Origin of the sequence: uncultured Eudoraea sp. (assembly GCF_947258925.1) — a bacterium.
GTDB lineage: Bacteria > Bacteroidota > Bacteroidia > Flavobacteriales > Flavobacteriaceae > Eudoraea.
The window spans coordinates 30,440-51,004 of the sequence record NZ_CAMYKG010000002.1 but is presented as its reverse complement, the minus strand read 5'-3'; the positions used below and the strand labels follow the sequence as shown (position 1 = coordinate 51,004).

The following is a 20,565-nucleotide window of genomic DNA, read 5'->3' as shown; positions in this document are numbered from 1 at the left end:
TTTCTAAAATACTTGAGAAATCAATGAATCATACGCAATAACTGCATCTTAATTTAATTAATCTATTAAAACTATAGAGTAAAAAGAATATTTAATAATTATTAACGTCTTACTCTAAAATATTATTTTATTTTTGTTAACTCTATAAAATCGATAGGGTAAAAGTAAAATAGATGATTGCAGACCGAATTTTAATTGATAGAAAAACAACACCTAGCAATTATAAAGCAGATAGTACTTCTGAACATCCGAAAAGAAGTATCGTTAAGTCTATTAGCTGGCGCCTGGTAGGAACATTAGATACAATACTGATATCATGGATAATTACAGGAACTCTTTCTTTGGCATTTTCCATTGGATTAGTGGAATTGATTACAAAGATGGTCTTGTACTTTATGCATGAAAGATTGTGGAATACTATCAAGTGGGGCCGGTAATTTTTAACTTAAAAAAGTCAGATATGGGTTTATCAAAGGAGGATATTGAGCATTTAAATAATCATTTCAGAGGAATTCCCCCGGAAGAAATAATTTCATGGGCAATTCTCTATGGTTCCAAGCCTGTTGTAACTACAAATTTCAGGCCTTACGAAGTTGCCATTTTAAATGCGGTCACTGAAGTTAAATCGGATATTCCCGTTATCTGGTGTGATACAGGTTATAATACGCCCAACACATACAGGCATGCAGAAGAATTGATAGTTGGCCTGGATTTGAATATCAAGCTATTTTTACCCAAACAAACAGCAGCACATAGAGATGCAGTAATGGGGATTCCCGATATTGATGACCCCAGGCATAAAGAATTTACTGAACAGGTAAAGTTGGAACCTTTTCGCAGGGCTATGGCAGAATATAAACCGGACGTCTGGTTTACAAACCTCCGAAAGGGTCAGACAGCTTTAAGGGATACCTTAAATATTTTAAGCTTAAGTGAGACAGGGGTACTCAAGGTAAGTCCGTTTTACCATTGGAGTGATACCAGGCTCGATGCCTATTTAAATAAAAGAGGACTTCCTAATGAACATACTTATTTTGATCCTACCAAAGTTTTAGAAAACCGCGAATGCGGATTACATTCTTAAGAATAAGCGTTCTGGGCTTTATAACCAAAACAAACTACAGTCTAAAAGGTTTTAAGGTAATGTTAGGTGGCGGATTAGGTTCACAACCCCGCCATGCAGATGAATTGTATGCATTTCTAGCGGCCAGGAAAATTACTCCCATGATGGAGGCTGTTATTCGTTTATTTTACAGATATGGCGAAAGAAAAAGCAGGGCCAAAGCGCGATTGAAGTTTCAATTAAAAAACCTTGGACTCGAGAACTTTAGGGCGCTGGTGATTGCTATCACAGACAAACCAGAAATTAACATGATGGTTTACAATGACTGCAGAAGCAGGCATTAACTTGTTAATGTTGCTGACACCACTTCTTCTTGTGATTTTTATATTGGCGGGATTGCGACTAAGGGCAATGTTAAAATTGCTATATCAACCAATGGAAAATCCACGACAATGGCTAAAAGATTAAGAAAGTTTTTTGAAGAGATCATTCCCCAAGATATCAACAGGATGGTTAAGAATCTTAATCTTTAGAGAAAGACAATTAAAGGCGATTTTGAACAAAAAGTTGATAAAATGAATGAAATTACCGAAACACTAATTTCAGATAGCTAAGGAGAGCTCTATTTGAATTTCAAAACTTATAGTATCAGGCATTAAAGGACAGAGTGATTAAATCAAGAACAGTATAAATTCAATTTATAATTTGGGCCTGATAATATAAAACCAGCTCAATATTTGATCGGGTTAGTGTATTCATTCGGCCACTTTGGTCATAGCTCCGGTCAAACCAAAAAAAGTACATTTTCCTTGTTTTTAAATAACACGTGGTGTTTCTTTGTGCCAGTTCATTACAACATTGACATTGTTATCAAGAAAGGTGTAGGGAATAGACCCGTTGAAACCTTAGCAACCCTTTAACTATAAAGAAGGTGCTACATTCTACCACTATTATGCTTTTTGCGCAAACAGGGCTAGATAACACGAGTATAGGAAATAACCGACACCTAATTTCTTGATAATTTTATAGAACGTGCTGTGAGTACATTTGATGATCAAATGTATCAAGTATTATTTCTAATAGTTGCATTTTAAGGACGTATAACATTAGAAAAGAAAATTTTAATTCCTAATTACAAGTAACATATGAAGAAGATTCAGGAGATACTTAAAGAGCGGGTTATGATATTGGATGGTGCCATGGGAACTATGCTTCAGCGTTATAAATTTACGGAAGCAGACTTTCGGGGAAACCGTTTTAAAGATTGGCCTCATCCGCTTCAGGGAAACAATGACCTGTTGACGATTACGCAGCCGGACGCTATTGCCGAAATTCATAGAAAATATTTCGATGCAGGTGCGGATATTGTGGAGACCAATACCTTTTCTGCTACTTCCATAGCTATGGCGGATTACCATATGGAAGATTTAGTATATGAACTTAATTATGAGTCTGCGAGAATAGCCAAAAAGGTGGCCGGTGAATTTACGAAAAGAGAACCAGATAAGCCAAGATTTGTGGTAGGCAGCATGGGACCCACCAATAAAACAGCAAGTATGTCACCCGATGTAAATGACCCTGGTTACAGGGCCGTGACATTTGAGACATTACGTTTAGCATATAAACAGCAGGCCGAAGCACTTTTAGATGGCGGAGTTGATATTCTTATGGTGGAAACCATTTTTGATACACTTAATGCTAAAGCAGCACTTTTTGCAATTGAAGAAGTAAAACAAATACGAAATACGAATATTCCGGTTATGGTAAGCGGTACCATTACGGATGCCTCAGGACGTACCCTATCCGGACAGACAGCAGAAGCATTTCTGATATCCGTAGAGCATATTCCGCTGCTGTCGGTTGGGTTTAATTGCGCATTGGGCGCAAAGCAGTTAGTACCTCATTTAGAGGCTATTGCCAACCGTACGGAAATTGCAATTTCTGCTCATCCTAATGCGGGTTTGCCTAATGCCTTCGGAGCTTATGATCAAACACCCGATCAAATGGCTGATCAAATAAAGGAGTACCTGGATAAGGGTCTGGTAAATATTATCGGAGGCTGCTGTGGCTCTACCCCGGAGCATATTACTGCGATAGCAAATATTGCGGCTGATTATAGCCCCAGGAAGTTTAGTTTGTCTCAAGGAAAAGGGGTTGCCATATAAATCATGACAAATTCAACCAACATACCTTATAATACAGACAAGGAACAAAAAGCCGGAAATAAGCCATTGGTTAAATCAAAAGTTCTAAAGCTATCTGGCCTGGAGCCCCTGGTAATTACCCCGGAGAGCAATTTTATTAATGTAGGGGAACGAACAAATGTTGCAGGATCAAAAAAATTTTTACGCTTAATTAAGGAAGAAAAATATGAGGAAGCTCTGGAGATAGCCCGTCATCAGGTTGAAGGAGGTGCCCAGATCATTGATATAAACATGGATGATGGGCTTATAGATGGAAAACAGGCTATGAGCAGGTTTTTGAATTTGGTTATGGCCGAACCGGATATTGCCCGGGTACCCATTATGATTGATAGTTCTAAATGGGAGATTATCGAGGCAGGCCTGCAATTGGTTCAGGGAAAATGTATTGTAAATTCAATTAGTCTGAAGGAAGGAGAAGAAGAGTTTATTCGTCAGGCAAAACTAATACGACTTTATGGAGCAGCAGTAATAATAATGGCCTTTGACGAAAAAGGGCAGGCTGATAATTTTGAGAGGCGTATAGAAATAGCGAAAAGATCCTACGATATATTGGTTGAAAAGGTTCATTTCCCACCGGAAGATATCATTTTTGATCTTAATATTTTTCCGGTGGCAACCGGAATGGAGGAACACAATCGAAATTCGGTAGATTTTATTAAAGCTACTGCTTGGGTGCGAAAAAACCTTCCTTATTGCAGTGTTAGTGGGGGAGTGAGTAATGTTTCATTCTCTTTTAGGGGGAATACCCCTGTGCGCGAAGCCATGCATTCAGTTTTCCTATATCACGCAATTCAAGCCGGTATGAATATGGGTATTGTTAATCCGGCCCTGCTGGAAGTATATGACGACATTCCAAAAGATTTACTGGAAAAGGTGGAAGATGTTATTTTAAACAGAAGGGATGACGCCGCTGAACGACTACTCGATTTTGCCGAAACGGTAGTGGGAAAGGCAAAGGATAACAAAGTAGACTTATCCTGGCGAAATGAACCGCTTCAGGATAGGATTACCAGGGCTTTGGTAAAAGGAATAGATCAATACATCCTGAATGACGTTGAAGAGGCTCGATTGGCTGTCTCTAAGCCTATAGAAGTCATAGAAGGTTATTTAATGACCGGGATGAATGTTGTTGGTGATCTCTTCGGCAGTGGAAAAATGTTCCTCCCACAAGTAGTTAAATCTGCAAGGGTAATGAAGAAGGCTGTGGCTTATTTACTGCCCTACATTGAAGAAGATAAAGACAATAAATCGCAGTTGGCCGGTAAAATCCTTATGGCAACTGTAAAAGGTGATGTACATGATATTGGTAAGAATATTGTAAGCGTAGTTTTAGCTTGTAATAACTATGAGATTATTGATTTGGGTGTAATGGTACCTCCCGAAAAAATAATTCAAAAAGCCAAAGAAGCACAGGTAGATGTAATAGGGTTAAGTGGTTTAATCACACCATCTCTGGACGAAATGGTACATCTGGCTCGTGAAATGGAGCGCCAAGGATTTAAAATACCCCTGCTCATTGGAGGAGCAACAACCAGTAAGGCTCATACTGCTGTAAAGATTGATCCACATTACAGCGCTTCAGTGGTGCATGTAAATGATGCCTCCAGGGCCGTTACGGTAATGGGGGATCTTCTGAAGGAAGAATCAGCCGATGCTTATAAAGCAAATATAAAAACCGACTATTCTGTTTTCAGGGAGAAATTTCTCAGTAGGGGGAAGCAAAAAGAATATTTAAGTTTGGAGGAAGCAAGAAAGAATAAATTCCAAATAGATTGGGAACTTTCCGAAATCATAAAACCCAAAGAGTTAGGGATCAAGGTTATTGACGAATTAGATCTCCCGATCCTGGAAGATTTTATTGACTGGACCCCATTTTTTAGGAGTTGGGATCTTCATGGAAAATATCCGGCAATCTTAAGTGATGAAATTGTAGGCACACAGGCTTCGGAGCTTTTTAAAGATGCGCAGTTGATGCTCCAAAAGATATTTGAGGAGAAATTATTGAAGGCCAGGGCGGTTTTTGGAATTTTTTCAGCAAATACAATTAATCATGATGATATTGAAGTAAGAGTGCATTCTTCTAATCCAGAAATGTCTGCTATAAATGAAACGAATAAGCATTTCATTTTTAGAACCTTGCGACAGCAATCCAAGAAAAAATCTGGTGTTCCTCATTTGGCTTTGGCAGATTTCGTTGCTCCCAAGGAATCTGGGAAACAGGATTATATGGGTTGTTTTTGCGTCACGGCAGGTTTTGGTACTGCTGAGTTAGCAGAAAAATATGAGAAGGAACTGGATGATTATAATGCTATTATGATCAAAGCATTAGCAGATAGATTAGCTGAGGCTTTTGCGGAGTATTTGCATAAGGAAATACGCACAAAATATTGGGGATATGCGACAAAGGAGCAGCTATCCAATGAGAATTTAATCAAAGAGGAGTATGTGGGAATAAGACCGGCACCGGGCTATCCGGCATGTCCGGATCATACCGAAAAACAAACTATATGGGAATTACTGGATGTAGATAATAAGATTGGCGTAAAATTGACCGAAAACCTTGCTATGTTTCCGGCAGCCAGTGTCAGCGGGTATTATTTTGCACATCCGGAATCACGATATTTTGGACTGGGTAAAATAACTGAGGACCAGTTAAAAGATTATGCCACGAGAAAGCAAATCGAGATAAGTAATGCCAGGAAATGGCTGGCCCCAAATCTAGCTGATAAATAAGTGAGCATCCTTTAAGATTTTAAATAAAATAAATTGAAAATCGGCGTGTAAAATGAAAGTTACGGAACATATTGTGAAGGCAAAAGGGAAAACGCTGTTCTCCTTTGAAATTATTCCTCCGGTTAAAGGAAGAAACATAAAAGAGCTATATGACAACATAGATCCTTTAATGGATTTCAATCCTCCTTTTATAGATGTCACCACTTCTCGGGAAGAATATATCTACATCGACAAGGATGGACTTTTAGATAAGAAACTGACGCGTATGAGGCCGGGTACGGTTGGAATTTGTGCGTCAATAAAGCACAAGTATGATGTGGATACCATACCGCATGTCCTTTGTGGAGGATTTACCAGGGAAGAAACAGAATATTTGTTAGTTGATTGTCACTATCTGGGGATAGACAATATTATGGCCCTAAGAGGAGATGCAATGAAGGAGGAGAAATATTTTGAACCCTCAAAAGGGGGTCACGTGTATGCATCAGAACTGGTTCAACAAATACATAATCTAAATTGCGGGCAGTATTTACATGAAGTAGTTGAGACAGATTATTGTGCTGATTTTTGTATTGGTGTAGCCGGTTATCCCGAAAAGCATATGGAAGCACCTTCTTTACAAACAGATTTAAAATGGCTGAAGAAAAAAGTTGAACTTGGTGCAGATTACGTGGTAACCCAAATGTTTTTTGATAATAAAAAGTTTTTTCATTTTGTTGAAGCAGCAAGAAATATGGGTATTAACGTTCCAATAATTCCCGGGATAAAACCAATTGCCGTTAAAAGGCATTTACAATTATTGCCTCAGGTATTTAGGATTGACATTCCTCAAGATTTGATTGATGCCGTTGAAAAGTGTAAAGACAATAAAGAAGTACGGCAAGTAGGGATTGAATGGGCCATTGAACAGTCAAAAGAATTAAAGGAGGCGGGAGTACCCGTACTTCATTATTATTCTATGGGCAAATCAACTAATATTAAAGCTATTGCTGAGGCGGTATTTTAATAAAAGTCCTTTTTTTGAAGGGATTTATGATTTTTGATAGTTTTGTTATTCTTATCGCTGTGCTAATTCCCTGAGGTTTTGGTAAGGTTTAGTACATTTAATTTCTTTATGCAGACCTCTCACTTCAAGATTTGATTACTTGTTTTATTTGTTATTTTTACACCCAATGGACACCAGATTATTTTATGCCTGCTTGCTTTCCTGTTTATGGTGTTTTTCCCAAAAAGATGAAACATCTAAGAGGTTTACAGTAGATGCCAATCCCTTTTATGGTTCTATTATCCTTCACAACACAGATATTTCTCATTTGATAAATGAACACCCTGCAGGCGTCATTCTTGGGTTCAACAAGAAAAATTTCGGATCTGAAGAATGGCATCAGGAATATAATTACCCCGATACCGGTATTTCTTTTATTTATCAGGGTATGAAAAATAAAACTTTGGGTGATAACTATAGTTTATACCTGCATTATAATTTTTACTTCTTTAAACGGAACATGCAGTTCAGAATCGGTCAGGGTTTAGCATACAATACCAACCCATATGATAAGAATGATAATTTCAGGAATAACGCATATGGATCACATATTATGAGTACCACTTTTTTTATGCTTAATTATCATAAGGAACAGATATTAAAAGGTTTGGGTTTTAAGGCGGGAATTTCAATTATTCATTACTCTAATGCTAATGTGAAAGCACCTAATACCTCAACGAATACTTTTGCCTTTAACGCAGGGCTTGTTTACGATTTTAACGGAAATGAAGAGATAGTTTATATAAAAAAACAAAAGAAGGAAAAGATTAAAGAACCCATTAGAGCCAATCTTGTATTTAGAACAGGTATTAATGAAAGTGATGTGGTTAATTCGGGACAATTCCCCTTCTATATTTTCTCGGCTTATGCGGATAAACGCCTTTCCAGAAAGAGTGGTTTACAATTGGGTGCAGATCTGTTCTTTTCCAATTTTCTCAAGGAATTAATTAGCTTTCAGGCTACATCTTTTCCAGAATCAAATGTTGATCCCGATACGGATTATAAAAGAGTAGGAATGTTCCTGGGATATGAACTGTATATTTCTAAATTAAGTGCTATAGCCCAACTGGGCTATTATGTTTATTACCCCTTCGATTTTGAGGGGCGGGTTTACAATCGAATTGGTTTGAAATACTATTTTGGCAAAAAAATACATGGAGCAATGACCTTAAAATCTCACGGTGCGAAAGCCGAAGCTGTAGAATTTGGATTCGGAATACGATTATGAAAAGAATAAATAACTTACAATTACTGCTAATAGCTAGAAAATGAAGCAATTGAAACATACACTACGGTGGATTCCTGTTTATGTCGGGTTCATCTTTTTTATGGGTTGTAACGGGGATAATGTGCCCGATTGCTTTCAAAATGCAGGGGATTCTATTCGGGAAGTAATTCCGGTAGAAAACTTCACAAAAATAGTAGTAAATGAAAATGTTAAACTGGTACTTAAAGAAGGAAATACACCGTTGGTGGAAGTTGAAACCGGAAAATTTTTGAGGAATGAAGTAAGTGCCCGAGTCACAGACGGGACCTTAAGTTTAAACGATAACAATAACTGTAACTTTTTTAGACCATACGGAGTTACCACGTTTTATGTCACCGCCCCGGATATTACCGAGATCCGAAGTAATACAGGTTTTTCTACAATCAGCGATGGAGTGCTGACCTATCCTGAAATTAAATTGATTTCTGAAAGCTTTAATGACCCTGAAAACCTGACGACCGATGGTGAGTTTGATTTGGAATTGGATTCACAGCGCATTAATGTAGTAGTTAACGGGATTGCATATTTTAAGTTGAGAGGAAATTCAGTAGATTTAAGTGTGGTGGTCGCAGCAGGAGATTCCAGGATTGAGGCAGAGTCATTGATTGTGCAAAATGTAACGGTCAATCATAGGGGAAGCAACGATATACTTATTAATCCCCAGGAATCACTAAGAGGTACAATTCGAGGTGTAGGTGATGTTATTAGTTATAACCGTCCGGACAATATAGAAGTGGATGAAATTTATAAAGGCAGGTTACTATTTAATGATTAGAGACGCCTCCTGTTAAGATGCTAAAAATGAATTTTTTAGGACAATAAATACAATTGAAGAAAGATACTATGCTTAACGCGTTTACTAGGGCAGATAAAATGTTAAACGCGCTCGTAATGCAAAATAAGGTGCCTGGTTTGTCTATTTCTGTTGAGCAAAACAATCAAGTCCTTTTACAAAGAGGGTATGGTTTTGCCCATATTGAAACCAGGATACCGGTGGATCCTTTAAAAACAATATTTAGAATAGCCAGCGCTTCAAAGCCAATTGCAGCCACAGCTCTGGCTCATATGGTTGAAGAAGGGATATTGAATTTAGACGCATCTTTTTATGATTATGTGCCTTATTATCCCAAAAAATCAGAAGATTTTACTATTCGTCAATTGGCGGGTCATACTGCTGGCTTACGGGGATATCGGGGAAAAGAATATGCCCTGAACCTCCCTTTGGACATCAAGGAAAGTATAGATATTTTTAAAGATGATGAATTGCTTTTCAAACCTGGTTCAGATTATTTTTATACCAGCTACGATTGGGTTTTAGTGTCCCTGGCGATGCAGGAAGTGAGTGCAATCCCATTTGCAGAATATGTTGAACAAAACGTTTTAAAGCCTTTGGGTCTTTTTAATACCTATCCCGAATCTCCACATGATCGGAATAGTAATTGGGCCACTTTTTACACGAGAAAAGCATCGGGGTTTAAACCTGCGGTAGCGGTGAACAATTTGTATAAACTAGCCGGAGGGGGTTATCTATCTACTTCGGCAGATCTTGCTAAACTCGGGAAAGCCTATTTGGATAAGAAAATTGTCAATGAGACTGTAGTTGATGAATTTATCACATCACAGAAAATAGGGGATACCCCTACCTATTATGGTCTTGGATGGCAGTCGAGTTTTGATAATAAAGGACGACCCTATTATGGACATATTGGTAATGGAGTTGGCGGCTATTCTAATTTTTATATTTACCCCCAACAGGAAATAGTAATCGCAATATTAATTAACTGTACGGATCCCAAAGTGCAGATGGAATTGGATAGTATTATAGATGTTTTTCTCTCAACTGAATTGCTGGGCTGATTTAAGTAGCGGTCAATTCGGTGAACAGGCTTTCGAGATTTTTATTTTTTCGACTAAGTTGTAGTGTTTTGAGTTGATTATCATGTGCAAAATCAAAAACTACAGAGCGCATATCTTTGGAAGTCCCAAAGGTAATTTCATACACGAAGCCACCAGTGTTTTCTACTTTTAGGACATGGGGAAGTTTGTTAAGGAAAGCTTCTTCCACTCGATAATCAAACTCAACTTCTATTATTTGTTCATTTTCTTCTCTTAGATCTGCAAGTTTTTTATCGGCTACCAGGACGCCTTCATTGATAATAAGCACCCGGTCACAAACCGCTTCCACTTCTTTCATGATATGTGTGGATAACAAAATGGTCTTTTCTTTACTAATATGTTTAATAAGTTTTCTTATTTCAATGAGTTGATTGGGGTCCAGTCCCGTGGTAGGTTCATCCAGGATAAGTACATCAGGATCGTGCAATAAGGCAGAGGCAAGCCCCACACGTTGCTGGTATCCCTTGGACAATGCCCCGATTTTCTTATGTGCTTCTCCACCTAAACCGGTTTGTTCAATTACAGTAGGGATTCTACTTTTAGATGTTTTATAAACTTCTGCATTAAAAGCCAAATATTCCTTTACATACATGTCTTTGTAAAGTGGGTTATGCTCGGGTAAATAACCTATGCTTTTTTGTACTTGCCTTGACTGGGAATTTACATCAAATTCGTTTACATAGGCTTCACCATCGTCTGCTTTACTATACGTTGTCAGAATCTTCATCATAGTAGATTTTCCTGCACCATTTGGCCCCAGGAAACCTACAATCTCACCTTTCTGAATGGCAAAGGACACACCCTTTAGTGCTTTTTGCGCACCATAACTCTTGGAGATATTTTTAACCTTTAACGACATGTAAAATATTTTCAGTAAAAATAAACATTGCGCACTTAAGCCCGAATTAACTTGGAATATTTTTAACGACTTTGTAAGGATTGTATATGCTTAACAAGTTTTCCTTGCTCTCAGGCAATGACAAATTCTCAAAAAAAAATAATATTAAAAAAATTATCCGCAAAGAATTGTTCAATATGGTGAATATTCAGAAAAAGATATTTATAAACTTTAATTTTTAAATTTAATATTTACCTTAGTCCTATAATTAAAAGAAAATGACAAGCAATTATTTTTGGAACGGTTTCTATTTTTACTTCTTTTTTAAAAGAAGCATGGGACTGTTTTAGATTATTGTGAAAAATATATCAAATGAGGTCCCGTGAAATACGGGATTTTTTTTTGTTAGTAGTTTAACCAAATGGGTCTTAAAATAGCCATACAGGGAATTAAAGGGTCTAATCATCACCAGGTAGCTTTGAATTACTTTGGGAATGATATAGATTTAGTTGAATGCCTGTCGTTTCATAAATTGGTAGACCAATTACTGAACAAAAAGGCTGATAAAGGCATAATGGCCATAGAAAATTCAATTGCAGGTTCTATTATTCCGAACTATGCTTTGGTTTACCACAATAATTTGCACATTATTGGTGAACATTATCTCAATATTCATCATAATCTTATGGCTTTGGAAGGGCAGCAACTGTCCGAAATAAAGGAAGTACGCTCACACCCTATGGCCCTGTTACAATGCAGGGAATATTTAAAGACACAACCGCATATTAAAATGGTTGAAGATGTGGATACGGCAGAAACGGCGAAGCAAATTCAGGAAAAGCGTTTAGTGGGTATAGCAGCCATTGCACCTGTAGTAGCTGCAGAACTTTATGATTTAAAAGTCATTGCACCTGAAATTCAAACTATTAAAAATAATTCCACAAGATTTATTATCGTCAAAACAAAAAATAAAGAACTTCCGAAAGAAGTGATCAACAAAGCCTCGATAAGGTTTGTTACAGATCATAAAAGAGGTAGTCTGGCGACCGTTTTAAATGTTATGAGCGATTGTAATTTAAATTTAACTAAAATACAATCGTTGCCTATTATTGAAACGCCATGGAAATATGCATTTTTTGTGGATATTACTTTTGATAGTTATAATCATTTTGAAAAAGCCAAATCCTTATTAGATATTATGTCTGAAGATTTTAAAGTTTTGGGTGAATATAAAAATGCGCGTTTATGATACAAACGGCTGATCGTTTACAAACAGTAGAGGAGTACTATTTCTCTATAAAATTGAGGGAAGTCAGAAGTATGGCTGCTTCGGGTAAGCCCATAATAAATATAGGGATAGGTAGCCCGGACCTTCCCCCATCCGAAGCTGTAATCTCTTCTTTTCAGGAGTCAATAAGGCATGCAGGTGCACATCAGTATCAAAGTTATCAGGGGCTTCCAGAATTAAGAGAAACCATTGCTCACTTTTACAAGGAAAAATTTAATGTTGATGTAGACCCGTCTTCGGAGATATTGCCGCTAATGGGTTCAAAAGAGGGGATCATGCATATTAGCATGGCCTTTTTAAACCAGGGGGATGAAGTCTTGATTCCCAACCCTGGTTACCCAACATATACTGCGGTCACAAAGCTTGTTGGAGCTATTCCAAGGCAATATGACCTGCTTGCTGCAAACGGATGGTTTCCTGATTTAGAGAAACTAGGGAAGGAAGACCTGTCTAAAGTAAAAATCATGTGGGTAAGTTACCCCCATATGCCTACAGGTGCTACTGCAAGTTCTTTGCAGTTGGAAGCATTGGTTACCTTCGCAAAAAAAAATAGCATCTTATTGGTAAATGACAATCCTTACAGCTTTGTATTAAGTAAGAATCCATTGAGTATTTTAAGTGTAAAAGGAGCCTCTGAGACGGCTTTGGAACTTAATTCCCTCAGTAAGACTTTCAATATGGCGGGCTGGAGAGTTGGTATGGTTTTAGGAAGCAAACTCAATCTGGATGCAATATTAAAAGTAAAAAGTAATATGGATTCCGGAATGTTTTATGGGATTCAGAAAGGTGCTATAGAAGCATTAAAGAGTGGAAAAGAATGGTTTTTTCACTTGGATAAGATCTATGAATCCCGCCGAAAGTTGATGTATCAGTTGGCGGATAAACTGCAATGCACTTATGACACCAATGCCGTGGGCATGTTTGTATGGGCGAAACTGCCCAATGGATCAGCGGATTCAGAGGCTTTTATAGATCAAATATTGCAGGATAAAAATATTTTTATTGCACCAGGGACCATATTTGGAAGCAATGGTGAGGGCTATATTCGGTTTTCACTTTGTGTAACTGAAGAAAAGATTCAAGAGGCAATCCAAAGATTTTGACCCACGGAAGAAGTATATATGAAGGTTAATTTATTGTGGGAAAATCAGATAGGGGTAAAAGAAGTTAAATTGGAAGTATGAATGTTGTAATCGTAGGTATCGGATTAATTGGTGGCTCATTGGCCAGGGATTTAAGATCCCATTATCCGGAAATATCAATCTATGGAATAGATGCAAGTGACGCCCACCTTAAAGAAGCTATAGAGCTAGAATTGATAGATGGGATTGCAAGTGCAAAGGAATTGGCAGAGGCTGATGTCCTTTATATTAGTATCCCGGTAGACGCTATTGTACATGAACTTCCAAAATTATTAGATGCGATAAATGACGATACCCTGGTAATAGATGCAGGATCAACAAAATCAGAAATATGCAGAAGGATAATAAATCATAAAAGAAGACGGAACTTTTTGGCTTCACACCCTATTGCCGGAACGGAATTTTCCGGGCCTTCCGCAGCAATTTCAGGTTTGTTCGAAGGCAAAACAAACATAATTTGTGAAGTTGAAAAAACGGCATTTAAGCTTCAGGAACGCGCATTAAGTATTTTTAGTAGGTTAGGTATGCGCATAAGATACATGAATCCTGAGGCTCATGATAAGCATATTGCGTATGTTTCTCATCTTTCACATATTAGTTCTTTTATGCTAGGAAAAACGGTGATCGAAAAGGAGAAAAATGAGCGCGACATATTTGATATGGCGGGCAGTGGTTTTGAAAGTACGGTGAGATTGGCTAAAAGTTCACCGGCTATGTGGACGCCTATCTTCGAACAGAACAAAGAAAATGTTGTAGAGACTCTGGATGAATATATTCAAAATCTGGAAGATTTTAAACAAAAGCTATTAGACGATAATTTTGAAGGCATATATAATGAAATGGATAATACGAATAAGATAAAAGCAATTTTAAAAGGAATACCACAAAATAACAAAGACAGATAATAATGGAGAATTCGAAAAAACTAAGATCATGGTTAGATGACATGAAGTTACCACATCCGCTGGTAATTGCAGGACCGTGTAGTGCAGAAACTGAAGATCAGGTATTGGGAATAGCTCATGAGCTTAAAGATACTGATGTAAATTATTATAGAGCAGGTATCTGGAAGCCTAGAACCAGGCCTGGCAACTTTGAGGGCGTAGGAGCAATAGGTCTAAAATGGTTACAAAAAGTAAAGGAAGAAACCGGACTTAAGACAGCAACTGAAGTCGCCAATAAAACTCATGTGGATCTTGCCTTGGAACATGATGTGGATCTACTCTGGATAGGCGCCCGGTCTACTGTAAGCCCTTTTATAGTCCAGGAAATTGCAGACGCCTTAGAAGGCACAGATAAGATTGTTCTGGTGAAAAACCCTGTCAATCCGGACCTGTCCTTGTGGTTAGGTGCAGTAGAAAGATTGTCAAAGGCAAATATCAAGCATTTAGGGGTAATTCACCGTGGTTTTTCGACCTATGAAAAAACCAAATACCGCAACATTCCCGAATGGCAAATGGCCATTGAACTTCAAACAAAATTTCCTGATCTGCCTCTTATCAATGATCCATCACATATTAGTGGAAATCGGGATATGATTTTTGATATTTCACAGACTGCTCTCGACCTTAATTTTGATGGTCTAATGATCGAAACGCATTATGATCCGGATAATGCCTGGAGTGATGCTGCACAGCAAGTGACACCAAAAAGGCTAATTCAAATCATGGAAGATTTAAAGATCAGAAAAGAAACAGATGAGGAAGCAGATTATAACCAAAAAATTAGTAATCTTCGGGCACAAATAGATATCATCGATAATCAGCTAATAGATACACTTGCTAAAAGGATGAAAGTATCTGATGGAATCGGGGAACTGAAGAAACAGCGAAACGTTGCCGTACTTCAAACCAATCGATGGAATGCTATTTTGGGTAAAATGATACTCGAAGGAGAATCCAAAGGGCTTAGCGAGGAATTTGTCCTCAAAATGTTTAAGGCCATTCACCAGGAATCCATTAACCATCAGGAAAAAATAATAAAAGCTTCAGAATCCTTAGTGAAATAATATAATAGCTAATCTCCTTGAGCTTTAAAGTCAATTAAAAAATAAACATTCAAAGTGTAACAAAACTTAATTGGCAAAGTCTTTATAAAAACCATTAACACTTCAAAAGATGAAAAAAATATTGACACTATGCTTCATATTTATGGCTTTTAATTCCTTTTCACAAACTATTCTGGATAAAGAGGTTGGTGATTTCCACGAAATAAAGGTTTATGACCTGATTGAAGTGAACCTTATTAAGTCGGACAATAATAGAATTTCCATTAAGGGTCATAACGTCTATGATATAAAATTCGTAAACAAGAATGGGATCTTAAAATTGCGGATGGAATTAGATAAAAAATTCCGGGGCGAAGATACTTTTGTGGAAGTATATTATACAGATTTACGCACTATTGACGGAAATGAAGGGTCTAAGATTGTTTGTAATGAACTTGTTGAAAAAGAGAAGATAGAGATAAGGGCTCAGGAAGGGGCGCAAATAAAAATTGGGATGGATGTTGTGAACGTTGAAATGAAAGCCGTTACCGGAGGAATAATTGAGGCGTCAGGATTGGCAAAAAATCAAATTATTGTTTTGAATACAGGAGGTGTATTTGAAGGGAAAGAACTATTAACGGAAGTAGCCAGCGTCAAAATTTCGGCTGGAGGTGAGGCAAAGCTTCATGCTACAAAGAAATTGGATATCGATGTAAAGGCAGGAGGAGATGTATATGTTTATGGTAATCCAAAGGATGTCAACAAAACCACTTTAGCGGGAGGTAGAATTGTTTTCAAAGACTAATATAAAAAGGTTATAAATAGAACCGGCAATCTGTATTTGCCGGTTTTTTAGTGCAAAAAAATGCAGTGGAAGTGATAAATTGGGAATTACCGAAACAAAAATTCCGTTCCAAATTAAAGTAATTCGTTTCTTTGTATTGAAAGACAAACATTTATGCATGGAATTGTTTATAAGTCCACTGGAAGCTGGTATACAGTTAAGACTGATGATGGAGATATTTATGAATGTCGGATTAAAGGAAAATTCCGTCTTAAGGGAATAAAAAGCACCAATCCAATCGCAGTTGGTGACAGGGTGGTTTTTAAAGTGGAGGAAGTTGGAGACGAGTTATTTGGTGTAATATCTGAAATTGAGGAACGTAAGAATTACATAATCAGGAAATCAGTTAAGTTATCCAAACAAACTCATATCATAGCTGCCAATATTGATCAGGTTTTTTTATTGATTACCCTTAAGAATCCAAAAACTTACACCATTTTTATCGACCGTTTTCTTGCAACCTCGGAAGCCTATGATATAAAAGCCGTACTTCTTTTTAATAAGGTTGATATATATAATGAAAATGAGTTATCGGAAGTAAAATATTTAGCTTCCTTGTACAGGCAAATTGGTTATACTTGTATTGGGATTTCTGCAAAAACCGGAAAAAATATTGATAAAGTAAAAGACTTGATGAAGGAACATACAAGCATGTTTGCCGGACATTCAGGGGTGGGAAAATCCACACTAATAAACTTCATTGCACCCGGTCTTAATATAAAGACCACTGAAATTTCTGATCAACACTATCAAGGTCAACATACTACAACCTTTGCAGAAATGTATGATCTGGAATTCGGGGCAAGAATAATTGATACTCCGGGTATCAAAGGATTTGGTGTTGTGGACATGGATAAGGATGAAATTGGAGATTATTTTCCGGAATTTTTCAGGTTAAAGGGTAATTGTAAGTTTAATAATTGCCTGCATTTGGATGAGCCGAAATGTGCTGTCAAAGAAGCTTTGGAAAAAGATGAGGTGTCATGGAGCAGATATAGGAGTTATGTACAGATCGTTTCTGGTGATGAGGATACCTATAGGATGGATAATTATGAGGACTTATGAAAGCAGTATTGCAAAGAGTTTCCTCAGCAAGTGTCCGGGTGGATGGTGAGATAATTTCCCAAATTGAATCGGGTATTATGATATTGCTCGGTATTGAAGATGCTGATACATCTGATGATATCTTATGGCTGTCAAAAAAAATTGTAAACCTCAGAATATTTAACGATGCCAATGGGATTATGAATCTGTCATTAATGGATACTGATGGAGATGCTATTGTTGTAAGTCAGTTTACGTTACACGCCTCGACCAAAAAAGGCAATAGACCTTCATATGTTAGGGCTGCCAAACCAGATATTGCTATTCCTCTTTATAAAGCTTTTATAAAGCAGATGCAAACAGATTTAGGAAAGAAGATAGGAACAGGGGTTTTTGGTGCGGATATGAAAGTTTCCCTGGTGAATGATGGCCCTGTTACCATATTGTTTGATACAAAAAATAAGGACTTATGAATATTGAAAATGCACAATTGGCTGTAGATAATTGGATTAAAGATCATGGTGTTCGCTATTTTAACGAATTAACGAACATGGCTCAGCTTACAGAAGAAGTTGGCGAGGTAGCACGTATTATCGCCAGGAGGTATGGGGAGCAAAGTGAAAAACCGTCGGATAAAGGAAAGGATTTGGGCGAGGAATTGGCCGATGTTCTCTTCGTCGTTCTGTGCCTGGCTAATCAAACAGGAATTGATCTGCAGGAGGCTTTTGACCGTAAACTGGATATGAAAGCTAGGCGGGATCACGACAGGCATCAAAACAATGAAAAATTGAAATAGTAGTATCTTTGATTTCCTCTTAAAAACAATACCAAATTGAAATTATATCTCTCTGGCCCATCGGATAAGCTATTGAAATCCCACATTAAGATTACGGGTTCCAAGAGTGAATCCAACAGGTTGTTATTACTTAAAGCTTGTTATCCCGGGATTTCAATAAAAAACCTTTCGAATTCTGATGACGCAGCTGTCATGAAGAAAGGAATACAAGTTAATGAAGGAGAAGTTGATATCCACCATGCCGGAACAGCTATGCGTTTTTTGACGTCTTATTTTGCATCTCATGAAGGTAAACACGTTACCCTCACCGGTTCACAAAGAATGCAGGAAAGACCAATAAAAATATTGGTGGATGCTCTGAAGTCTTTAGGAGCAGACATAACTTATTTAAAGAATGAGAATTATCCACCATTACGAATTAACGGGAGAACGTTGAGCAAAGCGAAAGTAAAACTTCCGGCAGATATTAGTAGTCAGTACATTTCTTCTTTATTGCTTATTGCACCGGGATTGGAACGAGGGCTTCAATTGGAATTGATAGGAAATATTACTTCGGTTCCCTATATAAAAATGACCCTTGGCTTATTGGGCCAAATAGGTGTTGAGAGCTCTTTTGATGGCAATATAATTACCGTTCTTCCCAAAAGATCTGTGGGTGAATTGACTTTAACGGTGGAATCTGATTGGAGTTCAGCCTCATATTATTACAGTATTGCAGCACTTAGCGATATAGGCACAAAAATTTCGTTGTCCTCGTATCGGAAAGACAGCCTTCAAGGCGACTCCATTCTCAAAGAACTTTATAAGGATTTTGGGGTTAATACTGAATTTAAGAAGGACAGTATCACGCTCTCAAAAAGTAAAATTGGTTTAAAAAAGGATGTACATTACGACCTGACAAACGCTCCTGATTTAGCCCAGACTATAGCCGTGACATGTTTTGGTATGGGAATACGATGCCATCTTAGCGGTTTACACACCCTGAAAATCAAAGAGACAGACAGGCTGGTGGCCCTTAAAAAGGAACTTTCAAAATTAGGGGCAGCTATTTCTGTAACTAATAGCATGCTTTCTCTGGAACCTTCTGATGGGATAAAAAAAGGGGTGGCTATAGATACTTATAATGATCATAGAATGGCCATGGCGTTTAGTCCACTCGCGTTAAAAGAAGAAATAGCGATTAATGACGCGGAAGTGGTATCCAAGTCATATCCGGATTTTTGGGAAGACCTGGAACATCTCGGATTTAAAATAAGAAATCAAGAATAGTATTTAATACTGCATTTACTTGACAAGCCCTACTTCAGGATTGTATATTTGCAGCCGCAAAAGGCGAATTAAAATTCACATATGAAATTATCACACTTTAGTTTTGAATTACCAAATGATCTCATGGCAGAGTATCCTGCGGAGCACAGGGATGAATCCAAATTAATGGTAGTTCACAAAGATACCGGTAAAATTGAACACAAAATGTTCAAGGACCTTATTGATTATTTTGATGAAGGCGATGTTATGGTATTAAATAACACCAAAGTATTTCCTGCCAGGTTATATGGTAATAAGGAAAAAACAGGTGCCAGGATAGAAGTGTTTTTACTTAGGGAACTCAATGAAGAGCAACGATTATGGGATGTTTTGGTTGATCCTGCAAGGAAGATCAGAATTGGAAATAAGTTATACTTCGGGGAAGATGAGAGTTTAGTGGCTGAAGTTATAGATAACACTACTTCAAGAGGAAGAACACTCCGTTTTCTTTATGATGGATCTTATACCGACTTCAGAAGGAAATTAAGAGAGCTTGGTGAAACTCCCCTTCCAAAATATATTAAAAGAGATGTTGAACCCGAAGATGAATCACGGTATCAAACCATATATGCGAAGTACGAAGGTGCTGTTGCCGCACCAACTGCAGGGCTTCATTTTTCCAAACATTTATTAAAAAGATTGGAAATAAAAGGTGTGGATTTTGCAGAACTCACGCTCCATGTTGGGCTGGGAACCTTTAATCCTGTGGAAGTAGAGGATCTGTCCAAACATAAAATGGATAGTGAGGAATTGGTTATAGAGGAAAAGGCTACAGAGATTGTGAATTCAGCGAAAAAGAACAAGAAAAGAATATGTGCAGTGGGAACAACTGCAATGAGAGGTCTCGAAAGTGCCGTTTCATCAGAACATACTCTGAACACGTATAACGGTTGGACCAATAAATTTGTTTTTCCACCTTATGACTTTAGTATTGCCAATGCCATGGTAACTAATTTTCACTTGCCAAAGTCTACCCTATTGATGATGGTTTCTGCTTTTATGGGGCATGACCTAATGAAAAGGGCTTACAAAGAAGCAATACTTGAGGGATATCGCTTTTATTCCTATGGAGATGCTATGCTTATCATATAAACAATGTTATAAAAAAAT

General features: G+C 37.5%; 19 protein-coding genes, 1 pseudogene and 1 riboswitch. Of the genes and pseudogenes, 19 read left to right on the top strand and 1 reads right to left on the bottom strand.

The genetic code is table 11. The annotated features are described in order from the left end of the window. The first annotated feature begins 173 nt into the window (after window positions 1-173). The 9 genes and pseudogenes from Q0X77_RS00925 to Q0X77_RS00885 all read left to right on the top strand — a co-directional run bounded on the left by Q0X77_RS00925 (window position 174) and on the right by Q0X77_RS00885 (window position 10,169). Window positions 174-437 carry a DUF2061 domain-containing protein gene (locus Q0X77_RS00925; RefSeq protein ID WP_297791924.1) on the top strand — a complete coding sequence of 88 codons (264 nt, stop codon included), beginning with the start codon at window positions 174-176 and terminating at the stop codon, window positions 435-437. Between the two features lie 23 nt (window positions 438-460). Then, window positions 461-1,084 carry a phosphoadenosine phosphosulfate reductase family protein gene (locus Q0X77_RS00920; RefSeq protein WP_297791922.1) on the top strand — a complete coding sequence of 208 codons (624 nt, stop codon included), beginning with the start codon at window positions 461-463 and terminating at the stop codon, window positions 1,082-1,084. Further along, window positions 1,066-1,677, top strand: a pseudogene (locus Q0X77_RS00915) (NAD(P)-dependent oxidoreductase). Before Q0X77_RS00920 ends, Q0X77_RS00915 begins: the two are co-directional and overlap by 19 nt. A 250-nt stretch (window positions 1,678-1,927) precedes the next feature. Beyond that, window positions 1,928-2,047, top strand: a riboswitch (SAM riboswitch). 161 nt (window positions 2,048-2,208) lie between these two features. Further along, window positions 2,209-3,228 carry a homocysteine S-methyltransferase family protein gene (locus Q0X77_RS00910; RefSeq protein ID WP_297791920.1) on the top strand — a complete coding sequence of 340 codons (1,020 nt, stop codon included), beginning with the start codon at window positions 2,209-2,211 and terminating at the stop codon, window positions 3,226-3,228. A 3-nt stretch (window positions 3,229-3,231) separates the two neighbouring features. Further along, a complete protein-coding gene (gene metH / locus Q0X77_RS00905) occupies window positions 3,232-6,000 on the top strand; it encodes a methionine synthase (RefSeq protein ID WP_297791918.1) in 2,769 nt (922 codons plus the stop codon). A gap of 52 nt (window positions 6,001-6,052) precedes the next feature. Then, window positions 6,053-7,006, top strand: coding sequence for a methylenetetrahydrofolate reductase [NAD(P)H] (metF, locus tag Q0X77_RS00900; protein WP_297791915.1), 954 nt, complete (start codon window positions 6,053-6,055; stop codon window positions 7,004-7,006). A gap of 166 nt (window positions 7,007-7,172) precedes the next feature. Further along, window positions 7,173-8,273 carry an acyloxyacyl hydrolase gene (locus Q0X77_RS00895; protein WP_297791913.1) on the top strand — a complete coding sequence of 367 codons (1,101 nt, stop codon included), beginning with the start codon at window positions 7,173-7,175 and terminating at the stop codon, window positions 8,271-8,273. Window positions 8,274-8,313: 40 nt separating this feature from the next. Further along, the gene (locus Q0X77_RS00890) at window positions 8,314-9,087 is read left to right on the top strand and encodes a head GIN domain-containing protein (RefSeq protein ID WP_297791911.1); all 774 of its coding nucleotides are present in this window, start codon (window positions 8,314-8,316) and stop codon (window positions 9,085-9,087) included. Between the two features lie 68 nt (window positions 9,088-9,155). After that, window positions 9,156-10,169 carry a serine hydrolase domain-containing protein gene (locus Q0X77_RS00885; protein WP_366939185.1) on the top strand — a complete coding sequence of 338 codons (1,014 nt, stop codon included), beginning with the start codon at window positions 9,156-9,158 and terminating at the stop codon, window positions 10,167-10,169. A gap of 1 nt (window position 10,170) precedes the next feature. Here Q0X77_RS00885 and gldA read toward each other — a convergent pair whose 3' ends face one another. Further along, entirely contained in the window at window positions 10,171-11,067 is an 897-nt protein-coding gene (gldA, locus tag Q0X77_RS00880; protein ID WP_297791909.1) for a gliding motility-associated ABC transporter ATP-binding subunit GldA, read from the bottom strand. A gap of 400 nt (window positions 11,068-11,467) precedes the next feature. On the opposite strand from gldA, the gene Q0X77_RS00875 reads away from it, so the two are divergent. The 10 genes from Q0X77_RS00875 (at window position 11,468) to queA (ending at window position 20,547) form a co-directional block, all read left to right on the top strand. After that, a complete protein-coding gene (locus Q0X77_RS00875; RefSeq protein ID WP_297791907.1) occupies window positions 11,468-12,295 on the top strand; it encodes a prephenate dehydratase in 828 nt (275 codons plus the stop codon). Further along, on the top strand, window positions 12,292-13,437 hold the full coding sequence (locus Q0X77_RS00870) for an aminotransferase class I/II-fold pyridoxal phosphate-dependent enzyme (protein WP_297791905.1): 1,146 nt from the start codon (window positions 12,292-12,294) through the stop codon (window positions 13,435-13,437). Before Q0X77_RS00875 ends, Q0X77_RS00870 begins: the two co-directional genes overlap by 4 nt. Before the next feature lie 77 nt (window positions 13,438-13,514). Next, a complete protein-coding gene (locus Q0X77_RS00865; protein WP_297791903.1) occupies window positions 13,515-14,381 on the top strand; it encodes a prephenate dehydrogenase in 867 nt (288 codons plus the stop codon). Window positions 14,382-14,383: 2 nt separating this feature from the next. Further along, the gene (locus tag Q0X77_RS00860) at window positions 14,384-15,484 is read left to right on the top strand and encodes a bifunctional 3-deoxy-7-phosphoheptulonate synthase/chorismate mutase type II (protein WP_297791901.1); all 1,101 of its coding nucleotides are present in this window, start codon (window positions 14,384-14,386) and stop codon (window positions 15,482-15,484) included. A gap of 109 nt (window positions 15,485-15,593) precedes the next feature. Continuing rightward, window positions 15,594-16,268, top strand: a complete 675-nt coding sequence (locus tag Q0X77_RS00855; RefSeq protein WP_297791899.1) for a head GIN domain-containing protein — start codon at window positions 15,594-15,596, stop codon at window positions 16,266-16,268. A 153-nt stretch (window positions 16,269-16,421) separates the two neighbouring features. Further along, window positions 16,422-17,372, top strand: a complete 951-nt coding sequence (gene rsgA, locus Q0X77_RS00850) for a ribosome small subunit-dependent GTPase A (protein WP_297791897.1) — start codon at window positions 16,422-16,424, stop codon at window positions 17,370-17,372. Then, window positions 17,369-17,824 carry a D-aminoacyl-tRNA deacylase gene (gene dtd, locus Q0X77_RS00845; RefSeq protein ID WP_297791895.1) on the top strand — a complete coding sequence of 152 codons (456 nt, stop codon included), beginning with the start codon at window positions 17,369-17,371 and terminating at the stop codon, window positions 17,822-17,824. The genes rsgA and dtd overlap by 4 nt, the downstream gene beginning before the upstream one ends. Further along, the gene (locus Q0X77_RS00840; protein ID WP_297791893.1) at window positions 17,821-18,147 is read left to right on the top strand and encodes a nucleotide pyrophosphohydrolase; all 327 of its coding nucleotides are present in this window, start codon (window positions 17,821-17,823) and stop codon (window positions 18,145-18,147) included. Before dtd ends, Q0X77_RS00840 begins: the two co-directional genes overlap by 4 nt. 36 nt (window positions 18,148-18,183) lie before the next feature. Beyond that, window positions 18,184-19,416, top strand: a complete 1,233-nt coding sequence (locus Q0X77_RS00835) for a 3-phosphoshikimate 1-carboxyvinyltransferase (RefSeq protein ID WP_297791891.1) — start codon at window positions 18,184-18,186, stop codon at window positions 19,414-19,416. Window positions 19,417-19,497: 81 nt separating this feature from the next. Further along, on the top strand, window positions 19,498-20,547 hold the full coding sequence (queA, locus tag Q0X77_RS00830) for a tRNA preQ1(34) S-adenosylmethionine ribosyltransferase-isomerase QueA (protein WP_297791889.1): 1,050 nt from the start codon (window positions 19,498-19,500) through the stop codon (window positions 20,545-20,547). Window positions 20,548-20,565: the final 18 nt, after the last annotated feature.

Excerpts from the sequence above, each read along its gene's own strand:
- Q0X77_RS00875 (WP_297791907.1), top strand. The coding sequence starts at position 11,468 with ATGGGTCTTAAAATAGCCATACAGGGAATTAAAGGGTCTAATCATCAC.
- Q0X77_RS00865 (WP_297791903.1), top strand. The coding sequence starts at position 13,515 with ATGAATGTTGTAATCGTAGGTATCGGATTAATTGGTGGCTCATTGGCC.
- Q0X77_RS00910 (WP_297791920.1), top strand. The coding sequence starts at position 2,209 with ATGAAGAAGATTCAGGAGATACTTAAAGAGCGGGTTATGATATTGGAT.
- gldA (WP_297791909.1), bottom strand. The coding sequence starts at position 11,067 with ATGTCGTTAAAGGTTAAAAATATCTCCAAGAGTTATGGTGCGCAAAAA.
- Q0X77_RS00855 (WP_297791899.1), top strand. The coding sequence starts at position 15,594 with ATGAAAAAAATATTGACACTATGCTTCATATTTATGGCTTTTAATTCC.
- Q0X77_RS00920 (WP_297791922.1), top strand. The coding sequence starts at position 461 with ATGGGTTTATCAAAGGAGGATATTGAGCATTTAAATAATCATTTCAGA.
- Q0X77_RS00840 (WP_297791893.1), top strand. The coding sequence starts at position 17,821 with ATGAATATTGAAAATGCACAATTGGCTGTAGATAATTGGATTAAAGAT.
- Q0X77_RS00870 (WP_297791905.1), top strand. The coding sequence starts at position 12,292 with ATGATACAAACGGCTGATCGTTTACAAACAGTAGAGGAGTACTATTTC.
- Q0X77_RS00890 (WP_297791911.1), top strand. The coding sequence starts at position 8,314 with ATGAAGCAATTGAAACATACACTACGGTGGATTCCTGTTTATGTCGGG.
- Q0X77_RS00860 (WP_297791901.1), top strand. The coding sequence starts at position 14,384 with ATGGAGAATTCGAAAAAACTAAGATCATGGTTAGATGACATGAAGTTA.
- Q0X77_RS00925 (WP_297791924.1), top strand. The coding sequence starts at position 174 with ATGATTGCAGACCGAATTTTAATTGATAGAAAAACAACACCTAGCAAT.
- Q0X77_RS00895 (WP_297791913.1), top strand. The coding sequence starts at position 7,173 with ATGGACACCAGATTATTTTATGCCTGCTTGCTTTCCTGTTTATGGTGT.
- dtd (WP_297791895.1), top strand. The coding sequence starts at position 17,369 with ATGAAAGCAGTATTGCAAAGAGTTTCCTCAGCAAGTGTCCGGGTGGAT.
- metF (WP_297791915.1), top strand. The coding sequence starts at position 6,053 with ATGAAAGTTACGGAACATATTGTGAAGGCAAAAGGGAAAACGCTGTTC.
- rsgA (WP_297791897.1), top strand. The coding sequence starts at position 16,422 with ATGCATGGAATTGTTTATAAGTCCACTGGAAGCTGGTATACAGTTAAG.
- Q0X77_RS00885 (WP_366939185.1), top strand. The coding sequence starts at position 9,156 with ATGCTTAACGCGTTTACTAGGGCAGATAAAATGTTAAACGCGCTCGTA.
- metH (WP_297791918.1), top strand. The coding sequence starts at position 3,232 with ATGACAAATTCAACCAACATACCTTATAATACAGACAAGGAACAAAAA.
- queA (WP_297791889.1), top strand. The coding sequence starts at position 19,498 with ATGAAATTATCACACTTTAGTTTTGAATTACCAAATGATCTCATGGCA.